The 14,192-nt window shown below is 72.9% G+C and carries 14 protein-coding genes; 12 read left to right on the forward strand and 2 right to left on the reverse strand.

Annotation, left to right across the window (positions count from 1 at the left end; translation table 11 throughout):
* The first annotated feature begins 1 nt into the window (after position 1).
* Together glmM and ASF17_RS11850 are read left to right on the forward strand one after the other, a co-directional pair.
* Entirely contained in the window at positions 2 to 1,363 is a 1,362-nt protein-coding gene (glmM, locus tag ASF17_RS11845) for a phosphoglucosamine mutase (RefSeq protein WP_055799961.1), read from the forward strand.
* A gap of 70 nt (positions 1,364 to 1,433) precedes the next feature.
* The gene (locus ASF17_RS11850; protein WP_055799965.1) at positions 1,434 to 2,471 is read left to right on the forward strand and encodes a YdcF family protein; all 1,038 of its coding nucleotides are present in this window, start codon (positions 1,434 to 1,436) and stop codon (positions 2,469 to 2,471) included.
* 55 nt (positions 2,472 to 2,526) lie between these two features.
* Here ASF17_RS11850 and coaA read toward each other — a convergent pair whose 3' ends face one another.
* On the reverse strand, positions 2,527 to 3,480 hold the full coding sequence (gene coaA, locus ASF17_RS11855; protein ID WP_055799968.1) for a type I pantothenate kinase: 954 nt from the start codon (positions 3,478 to 3,480) through the stop codon (positions 2,527 to 2,529).
* Positions 3,481 to 3,523: 43 nt separating this feature from the next.
* On the opposite strand from coaA, the gene glmS reads away from it, so the two are divergent.
* The 10 genes from glmS to ASF17_RS15760 all read left to right on the forward strand — a co-directional run bounded on the left by glmS (position 3,524) and on the right by ASF17_RS15760 (position 12,687).
* Complete coding sequence (gene glmS / locus ASF17_RS11860; protein WP_055799972.1) at positions 3,524 to 5,386, forward strand: glutamine--fructose-6-phosphate transaminase (isomerizing); 1,863 nt, start codon at positions 3,524 to 3,526, stop codon at positions 5,384 to 5,386.
* 37 nt (positions 5,387 to 5,423) lie between these two features.
* Entirely contained in the window at positions 5,424 to 5,873 is a 450-nt protein-coding gene (locus ASF17_RS11865) for a holo-ACP synthase (protein ID WP_082475309.1), read from the forward strand.
* Entirely contained in the window at positions 5,870 to 6,958 is a 1,089-nt protein-coding gene (gene alr / locus ASF17_RS11870; RefSeq protein WP_055799975.1) for an alanine racemase, read from the forward strand. Before ASF17_RS11865 ends, alr (ASF17_RS11870) begins: the two co-directional genes overlap by 4 nt.
* Positions 6,955 to 8,088 carry an alanine racemase gene (gene alr, locus ASF17_RS11875; protein ID WP_055799978.1) on the forward strand — a complete coding sequence of 378 codons (1,134 nt, stop codon included), beginning with the start codon at positions 6,955 to 6,957 and terminating at the stop codon, positions 8,086 to 8,088. The genes alr (ASF17_RS11870) and alr (ASF17_RS11875) overlap by 4 nt, the downstream gene beginning before the upstream one ends.
* Positions 8,085 to 8,609, forward strand: coding sequence for a tRNA (adenosine(37)-N6)-threonylcarbamoyltransferase complex ATPase subunit type 1 TsaE (gene tsaE, locus ASF17_RS11880; RefSeq protein ID WP_055799981.1), 525 nt, complete (start codon positions 8,085 to 8,087; stop codon positions 8,607 to 8,609). Before alr (ASF17_RS11875) ends, tsaE begins: the two co-directional genes overlap by 4 nt.
* Positions 8,610 to 8,670: 61 nt before the next feature.
* Positions 8,671 to 9,351, forward strand: coding sequence for a tRNA (adenosine(37)-N6)-threonylcarbamoyltransferase complex dimerization subunit type 1 TsaB (gene tsaB, locus ASF17_RS11885; protein WP_055799983.1), 681 nt, complete (start codon positions 8,671 to 8,673; stop codon positions 9,349 to 9,351).
* Positions 9,348 to 9,890, forward strand: coding sequence for a ribosomal protein S18-alanine N-acetyltransferase (rimI, locus tag ASF17_RS11890; RefSeq protein WP_055799986.1), 543 nt, complete (start codon positions 9,348 to 9,350; stop codon positions 9,888 to 9,890). The genes tsaB and rimI overlap by 4 nt, the downstream gene beginning before the upstream one ends.
* A complete protein-coding gene (gene tsaD, locus ASF17_RS11895; RefSeq protein ID WP_055799989.1) occupies positions 9,887 to 10,975 on the forward strand; it encodes a tRNA (adenosine(37)-N6)-threonylcarbamoyltransferase complex transferase subunit TsaD in 1,089 nt (362 codons plus the stop codon). The genes rimI and tsaD overlap by 4 nt, the downstream gene beginning before the upstream one ends.
* A 140-nt stretch (positions 10,976 to 11,115) precedes the next feature.
* Complete coding sequence (locus tag ASF17_RS11900; protein ID WP_055799990.1) at positions 11,116 to 11,517, forward strand: DUF4190 domain-containing protein; 402 nt, start codon at positions 11,116 to 11,118, stop codon at positions 11,515 to 11,517.
* Between the two features lie 129 nt (positions 11,518 to 11,646).
* Positions 11,647 to 12,687, forward strand: coding sequence for a DUF4190 domain-containing protein (locus tag ASF17_RS15760; RefSeq protein ID WP_162236421.1), 1,041 nt, complete (start codon positions 11,647 to 11,649; stop codon positions 12,685 to 12,687).
* A 162-nt stretch (positions 12,688 to 12,849) separates the two neighbouring features.
* On the opposite strand, the gene ASF17_RS11915 is transcribed toward ASF17_RS15760, so the two are convergent.
* Positions 12,850 to 14,037: a class I SAM-dependent methyltransferase gene (locus ASF17_RS11915; RefSeq protein WP_055799999.1), complete on the reverse strand. Its 1,188-nt coding sequence runs from the start codon at positions 14,035 to 14,037 to the stop codon at positions 12,850 to 12,852.
* Positions 14,038 to 14,192 lie beyond the last annotated feature (155 nt).

The raw sequence follows: 14,192 nt of genomic DNA on the forward strand, positions 1-14,192 counted from the left end.
GATGTCGCGTCTCTTCGGTACCGACGGTGTTCGGGGCCTCGCCAACCGTGAGCTGACCGCCGCGCTCGCCCTGGGCCTCGCCCAGGCGAGCGCGGTGGTGCTCACGAAGGGGCATCACGCCGATGCCCGACGCGCCGAGGGGCGGCGACCCGTCGCCGTCGTGGCACGCGACCCCCGCATCTCGGGGGAGTTCCTGACCGCCGCCGTCAGCGCGGGTCTGGCCAGCTCCGGTGTCGATGTGCTCGACGCCGGGGTCATCCCGACCCCCGCGGCGGCGTTCCTCGTCGACGACATCGGCGCCGACTTCGGCGTGATGATCAGCGCCTCGCACAATCCGGCGCCCGACAACGGCATCAAGTTCTTCGCGTTCGGCGGCACGAAGCTGCCCGACGAGGTCGAGGACCGCATCCAGGCCGCGATGAGCGAGCCCCAGCTGATGCCCATCGGCGCCGACGTCGGTCGGATCCGGCGCTTCGCCGACGCCGAGGACCGCTACGTGCTGCACCTCCTCGGCGCGCTGCCCAACCGCCTCGACGGCATCCACGTCGTCCTCGACTGCGCCCATGGCGCCGCGGCCGCCGTCTCGCCCGAGGTGTTCACCGACGCCGGTGCGAAGATCACGCTGATCGGCGCCGACCCCGACGGCGTGAACATCAACGACGGCGTCGGTTCGACGCACCTTGACAACCTCGCCCGTGCCGTCCTCGAGCACGGCGCCGACGTCGGGATCGCGCACGACGGCGACGCCGACCGCTGCCTGGCCGTCGACGCCACCGGCGCCGTGGTCGACGGCGACCAGATCATGGCCATCCTCGCCGTCGCTCAGAAGGAGCGCGGCGCCCTCGCCTCCGACACCCTCGTGGCCACGGTCATGAGCAACCTCGGTCTCACCCGGGCCATGGCCGAGAACGGCATCACCGTCCGCCAGACCCGCGTCGGCGACCGGTACGTCCTCGAGGACATGAACGAGCACGGCTTCACGCTCGGCGGTGAGCAGTCCGGTCACATCGTCTTCAGCGACTACGCGACGACGGGCGACGGGATCCTCACCGGCCTGTCGCTGGTGGCTCGCATGGCGGCGACGGGCAAGAGCCTTGCCGAGCTCGCCTCGGTCATGACGGTGTTCCCGCAGATCCTCATCAACGTCACGGGCGTCGATCGCGATCGTCTCGCCGACGACGAGGGCGTCGCCGAGGCCGTCGCCGCTTTCAGCGACGAGCTCGGAGACACGGGGCGGGTCCTCCTCCGTCCGTCGGGCACCGAGCCCGTCATCCGGGTCATGGTCGAGGCGGCCGACCAGGCGACCGCGGATCGCGTCGCCCACGCTCTGGCCGACGTCGTCCGCGAGCGGCTCGCGCTCTAGCGGGTCCGACCCGCGCCTGCCTCAGGCCCCGCGTCCCCGCACCCGTGCCGGCGTCGGGCACCATGGGTGCATGCTCCTCCTGCTGCCCGCCGTGGTCTTCGCCGTGCTCTACGTCGTCAGCCGCGTCCGTGACGCTCGCCGTCTCCGCAACGGCGTGTTCCTCGTCGCAGCCCTCGGCTGCCTGCTCGTGGCCGGTGTCCTCGAGGTCGCCGCGACCGGGCCCGCACAGCAGAGCGCCGTCCTGCTCGGCGTCCTTTTCGTCGGACTGCTCGTGGTGGTGCTCGCGTTGTTCCTGCTCGGCAACGGAGTCACCATGCTGCGTTCCGAGGGGCGCAGCCTCGGCAACCTGCTCTCGCTGCTGGCGGGCGTCGCCATCCTGCTCGTGCCGGTCGCCGCGGCCGTGCTGGTCTTCGGGCCCGACGTCGTCGAGCTGCCGGGACCGGTCGGGGTCGTGCTCGTCGCCCTGGGCGTCCTCCTGGTCTTCGTCGCGGGGTACGCGGCCGCGACCTTCGCCGCGTTCGGGCTCTATTCGCTGGTCTACAGCCGCTACCGGCACACGCGCACTCCCGCGACGGTGGTCGTGCTCGGCTCCGGCCTAATCCGCGGCGAGGTGCCGCCGCTGCTGCGCAGCCGTCTCGACAAGGCGCTCTCGGTCTACCGCTCCGTGCCCGGCACGGTCGCGAGGCCGCTGCTGGTGCCGTCGGGCGGCCAGGGCTCCGACGAGCCGCGCGCGGAGGGCGACGCGATGGCCGAGTACCTCCTCGCGCAGGGAGCCGACCCCGCCGACGTCCGGCCGGAGACCGCCTCGACGAGCACTCGCGAGAACCTGCTCCTCTCGCGCGAGGTGCAGCGCGCCGCCGGCCGCGACGGCAGCACCCTCGTCGTGACGAACGATTACCACGTGCTGCGCGCCGCCCTGCTGGCCCGCTCGATCGGGAGCGACGCCCAGGTCGTCGGGTCGCCGACGGCCGCCTACTACGTGCCGAGCGCGTTCCTCCGCGAGTACATCGCGATCATGGTCGAGCATCGGCGGCTGAACGCCGCGGCGGTGCTGACGCTGGCGGGGCTCGTCGGGCTGGCCGTCGTCTGGTCGCTGCTGCCGATCTGACCCGACCCGCGCCTCCTCGGCCCCTGGCGGCAGGGCGACGGACGGGGCGGTCCGGTCAGATCTTGCGGAGCAGGACCGAGTCGACCTTGTGATCGGCGGACTTCCGGAGCACCAGCGTCGCGCGGGACCTCGTGGGCAGCACGTTCTCGAGCAGGTTGGGCTCGTTGACCCCGCGCCAGATGCCCGACGCGAAGCGCCGCGCCTCGCCCTCGTCCATGTCGGCGAAGCGGTGGAAGTACGAGCGCTCCTGCGTGAACGCGCTCTTCTGCAGGGCGAGGAACCTCTCGACGAACCAGTTCTCGATGTCGCCCGTGCGGGCGTCGACGTAGACGGTGAAGTCGAAGAGGTCGCTGAGCGCGAGGCGACCGCCGAGGGGCGGCTGCAGGACGTTCAGGCCCTCGACGATCAGGATGTCGGGTCGACGGACGACGACCTCGGCGCTCGGCATGATGTCGTAGCTCGTGTGCGAGTAGAAGGGTGCGCGCACCTCCTCGGCGCCGCTCTTGACCTGCGAGACGAAGCGCAGCAGGTGACGCCGGTCGTACGACTCGGGGAACCCCTTGCGGTGCATGATCCCGCGGCGCTCGAGCTCGGCGTTGGGGTAGAGGAAGCCGTCCGTCGTGACGAGCTCGACGCGCGGGGTGTCGTCCCACCGCGACAGCAGCTCTCTCAGGAGGCGCGCGACGGTGGACTTGCCGACTGCGACGGACCCGGCGACGCCGATCACGAACGGCGTCCGCTGCGCGCGTTCGCCGAGGAAGTCGCTGGTCGCCCGGTGCAGATTGCGCGCCCCGGCGGCGTACAGGTTCAGCAGGCGGCTGAGCGGGACGTAGACGTCCTGGACCTCGCTCATGTCGAGCCGGTCGCCGAGCCCGCGGAGCTGGACGATCTCGGTCTCGGTGAGAGGGAGGCGCGTGGCCGGGGCCAGATCGGCCCACGCGGCACGGTCGATCTCGACGAACGGGGAGGCGTGCGCGGTCGCGTGCGTCGTCGGGGTCGCGTCGGCCATGGGGTCGAGGCTACCCGCTGGCCGAAGCCGTAGGATCGTCCCCATGTGCGGAATCGTGGGTTACGTCGGAGAAGTCGGTCTGGGCGAACGGAGCGTGGAGGTGCTGCTGGGCGGTCTCAAGCGCCTCGAATACCGCGGCTACGACTCGGCGGGCGTCGCCGTGATCGACGCCGACGGTCGTCTCGACAGCCGCAAGAAGGCCGGCAAGCTGAAGATGCTGATCGACGACCTCGAGGCCACCCCGCTGGTCGACGGCCGGACGGGGATCGGCCACACGCGCTGGGCGACGCACGGCGGCCCGACCGACTCGAACGCCCACCCCCACCTCGCCGACGACGGTCGGCTGGCGCTGATCCACAACGGCATCATCGAGAACTTCTCCGAGCTGAAGGCCGAGCTCGTCTCCGAGGGCGTCGAGTTCCAGAGCGAGACCGACTCCGAGGTGGCTGCGCACCTGGTCGCGCGGGCCTATCGTGCCGGTGGCGGCGACCTGGCCGAGGCCCTCCGCATGGTCGTCAACACCCTGCACGGCGCCTTCACGCTGCTCGTCGTGCACGCCGACCAGCCCGGCCTCGTGGTCGGCGCCCGTCGCAACTCGCCCCTGGTCGTCGGTCTCGGCGACGGCGAGAACTTCATGGGCAGCGACGTGGCCGCCTTCATCGCGCACACCCGTCGCGCGATGTCGATCGGGCAGGACCAGCTCGTGTCGATCCGCCCCGACTCGGTCGAGGTCGTCGACTTCGAGGGCCGCCCCGTCGAGACCACCGAGTTCGAGGTCGACTGGGACGCCTCGGCCGCCGACAAGGGCGGCTGGTCGAGCTTCATGGCGAAGGAGATCAGCGAGGAGCCCGAAGCCGTCGCCAACACGCTGCTCGGTCGCGCCGTCGACGGCGCAGTCACCCTCACCGACCTCGACGGCGTGCGCGAGCAGCTGCTCACCGTCGACCGCGTCATCGTGATCGCCTGCGGCACGGCCGCCTACGCCGGCATCCTCGGCAAGTACGCCATCGAGCAGTGGGCGCGCATCCCGGTCGAGGTCGAGCTCGCCCACGAGTTCCGGTACCGCGACCCCGTGCTCGACGCCCGCACGCTGGTCGTCTCGATCAGCCAGTCCGGCGAGACGATGGACACCCTGATGGCCGTCAAGTACGCCCGCGAGCAGGGTGCGCAGGTGCTGTCGATCTGCAACACGCAGGGGTCGACCATCCCTCGCGAGTCCGACGCCGTCATCTACACGCACGCCGGCCCCGAGGTCGCGGTCGCGTCGACCAAGGCGTTCGTGGCGCAGGGCACCGCGCTGTTCCTCCTCGGTCTGCACCTCGCCACGCTGCGCGGCACCCTGACCGCCGAGCAGATCGCCGAGCAGGTCACCGACCTGCAGGCCATCCCCGAGAAGATCACCCGCGTGCTCGAGAGCTCGGACCGCATCCGGACCCTCGCCGGCTGGATGGCCGACACGCGCTCGGTGCTGTTCCTCGGCCGTCACGTCGGGTACCCGATCGCCCTCGAGGGCGCGCTCAAGCTGAAGGAGCTCGCGTACATCCACGCCGAGGGCTTCGCCGCCGGCGAGCTCAAGCACGGTCCCATCGCGCTGATCGAGCCGGGTCAGATCGTCTTCGTCATCGTGCCGAGCCCTCGCGACCCCCGCAGCCTGCACCCCAAGGTCGTCTCGAACATCCAGGAGATCCGCGCCCGAGGCGCCCGGGTCATCGCGATCGCCGAGGAGGGCGACGCGGCCGTGCTGCCGTTCGCCGACGAGGTGCTGCACATCCCGCTCGCGGCCCCGCTGTTCGAGTCGCTCCTGGCCGTCGTGCCGTTGCACATCTTCGGGATGGAGCTCGCCGCGGCCAAGGGGCTCGACGTCGATCAGCCCCGCAACCTCGCGAAGTCCGTGACCGTCGAGTAGATGCGATCCGGGCACCGATGACACACCGAGCGACAGCGTGATCGCCGGCATCGGGGTCGACGTGGTCGACCTCGCGCGCTTCGAGCGATCCCTCACCCGGACCCCGGCTCTGCGGGGGCGTCTGTTCGGCGACGACGAGACGCGACTGCGCGACGGCTCGCCCCGGTCGGCCTCGTCGCTCGCCGCACGGTTCGCCGCCAAGGAGGCGCTGATCAAGGCCCTGGGCGGGTCGACGGGGGTCTCGTGGCACGACATCGTCGTCGTGTCCGACGACCAGGGCGCCCCGTCGTTGGCGCTCCGGGGCGGGGCGGCGGCCCTGGCCGACAGCCGCGGCGTCGCGCACCTGCACCTCTCGCTCAGCCACGACGGCGGGGTGGCCGTCGCCTACGTCATCGCCGAGCAGGCCGACCGGCCCGCTGGCGGCACCACCGACCGACCTCCGTCGGCGACCATCCGAGACGAACCCGAGGAGACGATCCCCGCGTGACGCAAGACGCCATCATCACCGTCGACACCGCGGCCCTGCGCCACAACGTGAGCGTGCTGCGCGCCGCCGTGGCCCCCCGCGCCGTCATGGTCGTCGTGAAGGCCAACGCCTACGGGCACGGTGCGGTCGAGTCCGCGAGGGCGTTCGTCGAGGCCGGTGCCGACTGGCTGGGGGTGGCCGACCTCGACGAGGCGCTCGAGCTGCGCCGGGCCGGCATCACGGCGCCGATCCTCGCCTGGCTGCACGCGCCCGGCGAGACGTTCGAGGCCGCCGCGGCCCACGACGTCACCCCCGCCGTGTCTGACGTCGCTCAGCTCGAGGCGGCGGCCGCCGCCGGCGTTCGGGCCGTCCACCTGTGCATCGACACCGGTCTGAGCCGCAACGGCGCCGTCGAGGCCGAGTGGCCCGCGCTCTTCGGCCGCGCGGCGGAGCTCGCCGACCGCCTGCCCGTCGAAGGGCTGATGAGCCACCTCTCGAACGCCTCACCCGAAGAGGACGGCAAGCAGGCCGCCGCGTTCGTCCGCGCACGCGGTCTGCTCGGCGACCTCGGCATCGACCCCGAGCTGTCGCACCTCGCCGCCTCGGCGGCCGGTCTCAGCTACTCGGGCACCCGCTTCGGACTCGTCCGGTTCGGCCTGGCCGCCTACGGCATCAGCCCCTTCGGCGGGCGCACGGCCGCCGAGTGGGGGCTGCGCCCGGCGCTGACGCTCTCCGCGCCCGTCACCACCATCAAGCGGGTGCCCGCCGGCGAGGGCGTCTCGTACGGCTACCTGTTCCGCCCCGAGCGCGACACCACGATCGCCGTGGTCCCGGTCGGCTACGCCGACGGCGTGGACCGCGCCGCGAGCGACCGGGCCTCCGTGACCATCGGCCGTCGCACCTACCGGGTCCGGGGGCGCATCGCGATGAACGCCCTCGTGATCGACGTGGGCGACGATCCCGTCGAGGTGGGCGACGACGTCGTGCTCTTCGGCGATCCCGCGTCCGGGCACCAGAGCGCCGAGGACTGGGCCACCGCCTCCGGGGGGATCGCCTACGAGACCGTCGCCTGCCTGTCGGGCGCCCTGACCCGGAGATACCTGTGAGCGCCGGCTATCTGCGACGGGCGACCGTCGACCTCGCGGCCTACCGCGCCAACCTCTCGTCGCTGGTCGAGCGTCTCGCGCCGGTCGAGGTGCTCGCCATCGTCAAGGCCGATGCGTACTCGAACGGCATCGACGTCATGGTCCCCGAGGCCGTCGCCGCCGGCGTCCGCTGGTTCGGCACGGTCGAGCTCGCCCCGGCGCTGCGACTGCGACGAGCCGGCGTGGCGCTCGAGGCGTCCTTCTTCGCCTGGCAGCTCGGACCCGACGACGACTACGCGGGGGCCGTCGAGCACCGGGTCGACCTCGGCGTGTCGACGCTCGAGCAGCTCGAGGCCTTCGCGGACGCGGCCCGCCGGGCCGGCTCCGAGGCGTTGGTGCATCTGACCATCGACACCGGCCTGCACCGCGAGGGCTGCCTCCCCGCCGACTGGGCCGAGTTCGTCTCCCGGGCGGTGGCCCTCCGCGACGAGGGCGTGGTGCGCCTCCGCGGGGCCTTCTCGCACGTCTCCGAGACCAGCGAGGCCGACGACCACGCGGCGTCGGTCGTGTTCCGCAAGGCGCTCGCCGACGCCGAGGCGCTCGGCGCGACGTTCGAGAAGCGGCACATGTCGTCGAGCTCGGCGGGCATGGAGCACCCCGAGAGGCGCTTCGACATGGTGCGCATGGGGTCGAACGGCTACGGCATCCCCGTGACGGAGGGCGTCACCGCGAGCGACCGGGGTCTGCGGCCCGTGCTGACCCTGAGCGCCTGCGTCGTGCGCGTGAAGCGGGTCCCCGCCGGCACGGGCGTCTCGTACGACTACACGTACCGGGCCGAGCGCGACACGACGCTCGCGCTCGTGCCGATCGGCTACGCCGACGGCGTCAGCAGGCGGGCCCAGCACGGGGTGGAGGTGACGGTGCGGGGTCGCCGGTACCCGATCGTCGGGCGCGTGGCGATGGACCAGTTCCTGATCGACGTCGGCGACGACCCGATCGAGGTCGGCGACGAGGTCCTGCTCTTCGGGTCGGGCGACGGCGGCGAGCTCACCATCGGCGAATGGGCCGAGGCCACGGGCACGATCCCCGAGGAGGTCTCGTGCCGCATCGGCGCGCGCGTGCCGCGCGTGTACCTGGGCCGCCGGGCATGACCGACGACGCCCTCCCGCTCTTCGACGGTCCGGTGTCCGACGCCGAGACGATGGAGGCCCTGGGCCGCCGTCTCGGCGGCCTGCTGCGGGCGGGCGACCTCGTCGTCCTGACCGGTCCGCTGGGTGCCGGCAAGACGACGCTCACCCGCGGCATCGGCGAGGGGCTGCAGGTGCGCGGGCAGGTCGCGAGTCCGACCTTCGTGCTCGCGCGGACCCACCCGAGCGCGACGGGCGCGCCCCTCGTCCACGTCGACGCCTACCGGCTGGGGGGCGCGGCCGAGCTCGACGACCTCGACCTCGACTACGAGGGATCGGTCGTCGTGGTCGAGTGGGGAGCGGGGCTGCTCGACGGCGTCTCCGAGTCGTGGCTCGACGTCGTGATCGAGCGACCGACCGGCGCGGGAGCGGCCGCCGCCGACCCCGCGAGCGACCCCGACTCCGATGCCGACCCCGACGCCACGGTCGACGAACCGCGCCACGTGACGATCACCATGCACGGGCCCCGCTGGGCCCACCTCTAGACACCGCGGCGCGAGCCGAGGAGGCGCGGGTCGTGTCGGACGCGTCGCCTACGATTGACAGGTGATCCTGGCCATCGACACCTCCGCGGGGACGACCGTCGCCGTCGTCGACCGCGACCGCGGCGTGCTCGCCGAGCGGACCGAGACGGACACCCGGCGTCATGCCGAGGTGGTCGGCACCCTCATCGAGTCGGCCCTCGCCGGGGCCGGCGTCGTGCCGACCGACCTCAGCGCCGTCGTCGCCGGCGTGGGGCCGGGGCCGTACACGGGGCTGCGCGTCGGCATCGTCGCCGCGCGCGCCTTCGCCTTCGGCATCGGGCGCCCGTGCCTCGCGGTCGCCAGCCACGACGCGGTCGCCTTCGAGCGCCTCTCGACGGGCGCGGGCGGCAGCGGCTCGGTGGCCACGCCGAGCGGGCGACTCGACGCGCCGCTCGTCGTGGTGACCGACGCGCGTCGTCGCGAGGTCGCGTGGACGGCCTACCGCGGGCTCGACGCCGACGGGCTGCCGGTGCCCCTCGACGGCCCGACGCTGGCCCGCCCGGCCGAGCTCGACGGCGTCCTCGGCGAGGCCGCCGCCTGGCCGCGCACCGACCCCGACGACACCGCGGTGTCGGCCGCCGCGCTCGGGATGCTCGCCGAGCGGCTCTTCGAGCACGGCCGGGAGTTCGCCGGGCCGGCGCCCCTCTACCTCCGCGAACCCGACGTCACGGTCTCGGCCGGTCCGAAGCCGGTCGGGCGATGAGCGCGACCCTCCGCCGTGCCTCCCTGGGCGACCTCGACCGCGTCATGGCACTCGAGACCAGCGTCTTCACGACCGACGCGTGGTCCCGCGAGGGCATGGCGCACGAGCTGGCGTCGCCCGACGGCTGGTACCTCGTGGCCGAGGACGACGAGGACGACGATGTCGTCGGGGCGGGCGAGACCCCTCTGGCCGGTTACTGCGGTCTGCTGGTGCTGCCCGGCGCCCCGGACGCCGACGTGCAGACCATCGCGGTGGCCCCCCGGGCTCGCCGCCGTGGACTCGGCCGCGCCCTCATGACCGAGATGATCGACGAGGCGCGCCGCCGTCGGGTCCGCAAGATGTTCCTCGAGGTCCGCGCCGACAACCCCGGCGCCCAGCACCTCTACGAGTCCCTCGGCTTCGAGCCCATCGCCGTGCGTCCGCGCTACTACATGCCCGACGGGGTCGACGCCGTCGTGATGCGGCTCGACCTCACCCCCGCGTCGACCGGCGCGGTCGGCACGTCGGACGCCGCCTCGCAGACAGGACACTCCTCGTGACCCCGACCCGCGCCTCCTCGGCCTCCACCGCCCCGTCGGAGCCCCTCGTGCTCGGCATCGAGACGAGCTGCGACGAGACCGGCGTCGGCATCGTCCGCGGCACGACGCTGCTCGCCAACGTCATCTCGTCGTCGATGGACGAGCACGCGCGGTACGGCGGCGTCGTGCCCGAGGTCGCCGCGCGGGCGCACCTCGACGCGATGCAGCCGGCCCTCGAGGCGGCGCTCGCCGAGGCCGGCGTCACCCTCGACGAGCTCGACGCGATCGCCGTGACGAGCGGGCCGGGGCTCGCCGGCGCCCTCATGGTCGGCGTCGGAGCGGCCAAGGCCCTCGCCCTCGCGACCGGCACCCCGCTCTACGCCGTCAACCATCTGGTCGGGCACGTCGGCGCCGACGTGCTCCGCGACGACGACAGCGAGATCGAGCTGCCGACCATCGCCCTGCTGGTGTCGGGCGGGCACACGTCGCTGCTGCACGTCCGCGACCTCGTCGACGACGTCGAGCTGCTCGGCGAGACCATCGACGATGCGGCCGGAGAGGCCTTCGACAAGGTGGCGCGCCTCCTGGGGCTGCCCTACCCCGGCGGGCCGCAGATCGACCGCGTCGCCGTCGACGGCGACCCCGCCGCGATCCGGTTCCCCCGCGGGCTCACCCTGCCGAAGGACCTCGTCAAGCACCGTTACGACTTCTCGTTCTCGGGCCTGAAGACCGCGGTGGCGCGCTGGGTCGAGCGTCGTCGCGACGAAGGAGGCGCGGTGCCGGTCGCCGACGTCGCCGCGTCGTTCCGCGAGGCCGTCGCCGACGTGCTGATCACCAAGGCGCTCGCGGCCTGCGCCGACCTCGGCGTGCCGCGCCTGCTGCTCGGCGGGGGAGTGGTCGCCAACGCACGCGTCCGCGAACTCGCCCACGAGCGCTGCGCCGCGGCCGGCGTCGAGCTGCGCGTGCCGCCCCTGTCGCTCTGCACCGACAACGGCGCCATGATCGCCGCGCTCGGCGCACAGCTGGTCGCCCGCGGGCATGCTCCGTCGCCCCTCGACTTCGGAGCGGACTCGACTCTGCCCGTGACCTCGGTCTTCGTGGCCTGAGCGCCGGGCGGCGCCCTGCGGCGATGGACGGACCGGTCCTCCACGGGAGCGCGCATTCTCCACGGGTGGGGCGGGCTCGGGGCGGACGCGGGTCGGTTCCGCGTAGGCTCGGGGCCACTCAGACAGAAGGAGACCTCGGCATGACCGACCACGACCCGGCCCGCCAGGGCCCGCAGAACCCGCAGGGCGCCCCCGCCGCCTACCCGCAGCAGCCGTACCAGCAGAACCCGTACCAGAACCAGGGTCAGGGTCAGGGCGGCTACGGGCAGCAGAACCCGAAGACCAACGTCCTGGCCATCGTGTCGCTGGTCTCGAGCATCCTCAGCTCGTTCATCTTCAGCATCGTCGCGATCGTCACGGGCCACATCTCGCTGCGCCAGATCAAGCGCACCGGCGAGCAGGGCAAGGTCATGGCGATCATCGGCCTGGTGCTCGGCTACCTCGGCCTCCTCGGCGCCATCGCCCTCGTCGTCTTCTTCATCGCCGCCATCGCGGCGGGCGGCTTCGCGTACGACCAGAGCTACGGCACCGACGGGTTCTGATCTCTCCGGGTGTCCTCATCGACGACGTCGATACCATGACGGGGTCCGCGCTCACCGGCGCGGGCCCCGTCGTGCTCCGGGCCTCCGCGCCCGCACCACGACCGCCGCTCTGCACTCGAAAGGGTCCTCATGGCCACCGACGACACGACATCCGACCCGGCCGGCCAGGGGCCGCCGGCCGACGCCTCCGCCGACGCCTCCGCGTCCGCGCCGTCCTCGGCTCCGAGGTCGACCGGGCCTGACGGGTCCGCTCGCGACGAGGTTTCGGCGGGGTCACCGCCCCTGCCGCCGACCGCGTTCCCCGGCGCTGCCACCCAGCCCGCGCCTCCTGCGGGCTCACGGCCGACCGGCGACCCGTTCGTGGCGCCGGGGCAGCATCCCGCCCCGGGCGGCTCGGCACCGGCGCCGCAGGGGCCTCCCGGCTCGGCGCCCTACGGGCAGCCCGGCGCTAACGGTCAGCAGGGCCAGGCCGGCGCTTACGGTCAGCAGGGTCAGCCTGGTGCGTACGGTCAGCAGGGTCAGCCTGGTACGTACGGTCAGCCCGGACCCACCGGCCAGCAGGGTCAGCCTGGTGGGTACGGTCAGCAGGGTCAGCCTGGCCCGTATGGAGAGCAGGGTCAGCCCGGTGCCTACGGTCAGCCCGGCCCGTACGGTCAGCAGGGGCGGCCCGGCCAGCAGGGTCAGTACGGCGCCCCTCACGCCGCAGGTCGGCAGCAGCCCTACGGCGGACCGCAGCAGCCCTACGGCGGACCGCAGCAGCCCTACGGCGCGCCTCAGCAGCCCACCGGAGCCCCCCGGCCGCAGCAGCCGTACGGCGCTCAGCCGCAGTACGGCGCCCCGCAGCCCTACGGCGCCCAGTACGGCTCGTACCAGCAGGGCGCTGGTCGGCCGACGAGTCTGCTGAGCATCCTGTCGATGTCGGCGTCGATCCTCGGGGTGCTGGTGTCGCTCATCCTGTTCGGCACGGGCATCGTCTTCTCGATCGCCGGCGTCGTCCTCGGTCACCTCGGTCAGAAGCGCGAGCGTCACGCCCGCGGCTTCTGGCTCACCGGTCTCATCACGGGCTACGCGGGGATCGGCATCTCGCTGCTGATCATCGGACTGTGGGTCGTCTTCTTCCAGTGGATCGGCAACATGCCGCCGACCGGCGGGTACTACAGCGGGTCCTGATCGCCCCGACACCCGACGGCCGCCGCACGTCATGGGTGCGGCGGCCGTCGTCGTCGGTCCGGGTGCACCGCGTCGCGGACGGCGCGGAGCCCGTTCCGACCAGGCTCCGTCACCCGCGCGTCGACACGCGGGTCGACCCACGCGTGGACCCGCGCGTCGGGCTCAGGCGCGTTCGCAGAGCAGGGCCGTGTGGCGCCCCGCGACGCGGGTCAGCACCAGCGTCGCCGAGTTCGTCCCCTGCAGCGACAGGCGCTTGCGGAACGTCGCGGGGTCGACGTCGACCCCGCGCTTCTTGATCTCAAGGCGGCCGATGCCCCGCGACCGCAGCTCGCGCTTCAGGGTCCGCTCGTCGAGGGGGAACGTCTCGAGCACCCGGAACTGCTGCGCGAACGGGGTCTCGACCCGGTGGTCGGTGCTCAGCCAGGCGATGTCGCGGCTGATCATGCGTGCATCGATCGACCGTGCGAGGTCCCCGATCAGCCGGGCGCGGATGACGGCGCCGTCGGGTTCGTGGATCCACTCGCCGATGTCGTCGACGTCGACGTCGTCCGAGTCGGCGGGCGCGGTCAGCTCCGCCGCCCCGGAGGCGCTGATCACGAGCGCCGATCGGCCCACTCCGGTCCGTGCGAGCGGCCCGAACCAGACGCCCGCCTCGACCACGTCGCGATCGACCGAGATCCACTGGCACTCGGCGTCGGTTGGGAGGAGGTCGCGGTCGATGCCGGGGCCGAGCTTGACCCCGGTGGGCAGGCGCTCGGCGAAGCCGAACGCGACGTCGAGCGACGGCGACCAGTCGGCGGGGTCGGCGATCCGCTTCGTCGCGCTGTGCCCGCCGGTCCGCCGAGCCGGATCGAGGTAGACCCCGTCGACGTCGCTCAGATCGGTCGTCTCGGCGTCCCCCTGGCGCACCCTCGACGACGGCCACGGCGAGAGGTTGTATGACGCGACGGCGGCGGTGACCTCGTCGCGGTCGACGGCGAGCACGTCGAGCTCGAGCGCGGCGAAGGCGAGGGCGTCGCCGCCGATGCCGCAGCCGAGGTCGGCGACGCTGCGGAGCCCGGCGGAACGGAAGCGGTCGGCGTGACGGGCGGCGACTCCGAGCCGCGTGGCCTGTTCGAGGCCCGCCTCGGTGAAGAGCATGCGGCTGGCGAACTCGCCGAACTTGCCCTCGGCCCGGGCTCGGAGGCGCGCTTGCGTCAGCACGGCGGACACCCGCTCGGGCGGGTGGCCCTTCTTGCGCAGGGCGGCGACCGACGAGACGACGTCGTCGGAGGCCTTCCACGCGGGCAGAGAGTCGAGCAGCCGGAGCCCCTCGGGAGAGAGGACTTCGAGCAGCTCCGAGGCATCCATGTCGTCCAGTCTCGTGCATCCGCGAGGGGGCGACTCCCGCCGCTCGGGCGGATCCGCGCTGCTCCGGGGCAGCGGTCCGGCTCGACTGGCACTCGGATTGACCGAGTGCCAGTGACGCCCTACAGTTGTTTCTGGCACTCGCACGTGGCAAGTGC

The sequence above is a fragment of the Frigoribacterium sp. Leaf263 genome (assembly GCF_001422285.1).
Classification (GTDB): Bacteria; Actinomycetota; Actinomycetes; order Actinomycetales; family Microbacteriaceae; genus Frigoribacterium.

Bases quoted from the DNA above. Each gene is read 5' to 3' on its own strand.
- tsaE (WP_055799981.1), top strand. From the start codon at position 8,085: ATGACCGACGACGCCCTCCCGCTCTTCGACGGTCCGGTGTCCGACGCC.
- coaA (WP_055799968.1), bottom strand. From the start codon at position 3,480: ATGGCCGACGCGACCCCGACGACGCACGCGACCGCGCACGCCTCCCCG.
- glmM (WP_055799961.1), top strand. From the start codon at position 2: ATGTCGCGTCTCTTCGGTACCGACGGTGTTCGGGGCCTCGCCAACCGT.
- ASF17_RS15760 (WP_162236421.1), top strand. From the start codon at position 11,647: ATGGCCACCGACGACACGACATCCGACCCGGCCGGCCAGGGGCCGCCG.
- glmS (WP_055799972.1), top strand. From the start codon at position 3,524: ATGTGCGGAATCGTGGGTTACGTCGGAGAAGTCGGTCTGGGCGAACGG.
- ASF17_RS11850 (WP_055799965.1), top strand. From the start codon at position 1,434: ATGCTCCTCCTGCTGCCCGCCGTGGTCTTCGCCGTGCTCTACGTCGTC.
- ASF17_RS11915 (WP_055799999.1), bottom strand. From the start codon at position 14,037: ATGGATGCCTCGGAGCTGCTCGAAGTCCTCTCTCCCGAGGGGCTCCGG.
- rimI (WP_055799986.1), top strand. From the start codon at position 9,348: ATGAGCGCGACCCTCCGCCGTGCCTCCCTGGGCGACCTCGACCGCGTC.
- ASF17_RS11900 (WP_055799990.1), top strand. From the start codon at position 11,116: ATGACCGACCACGACCCGGCCCGCCAGGGCCCGCAGAACCCGCAGGGC.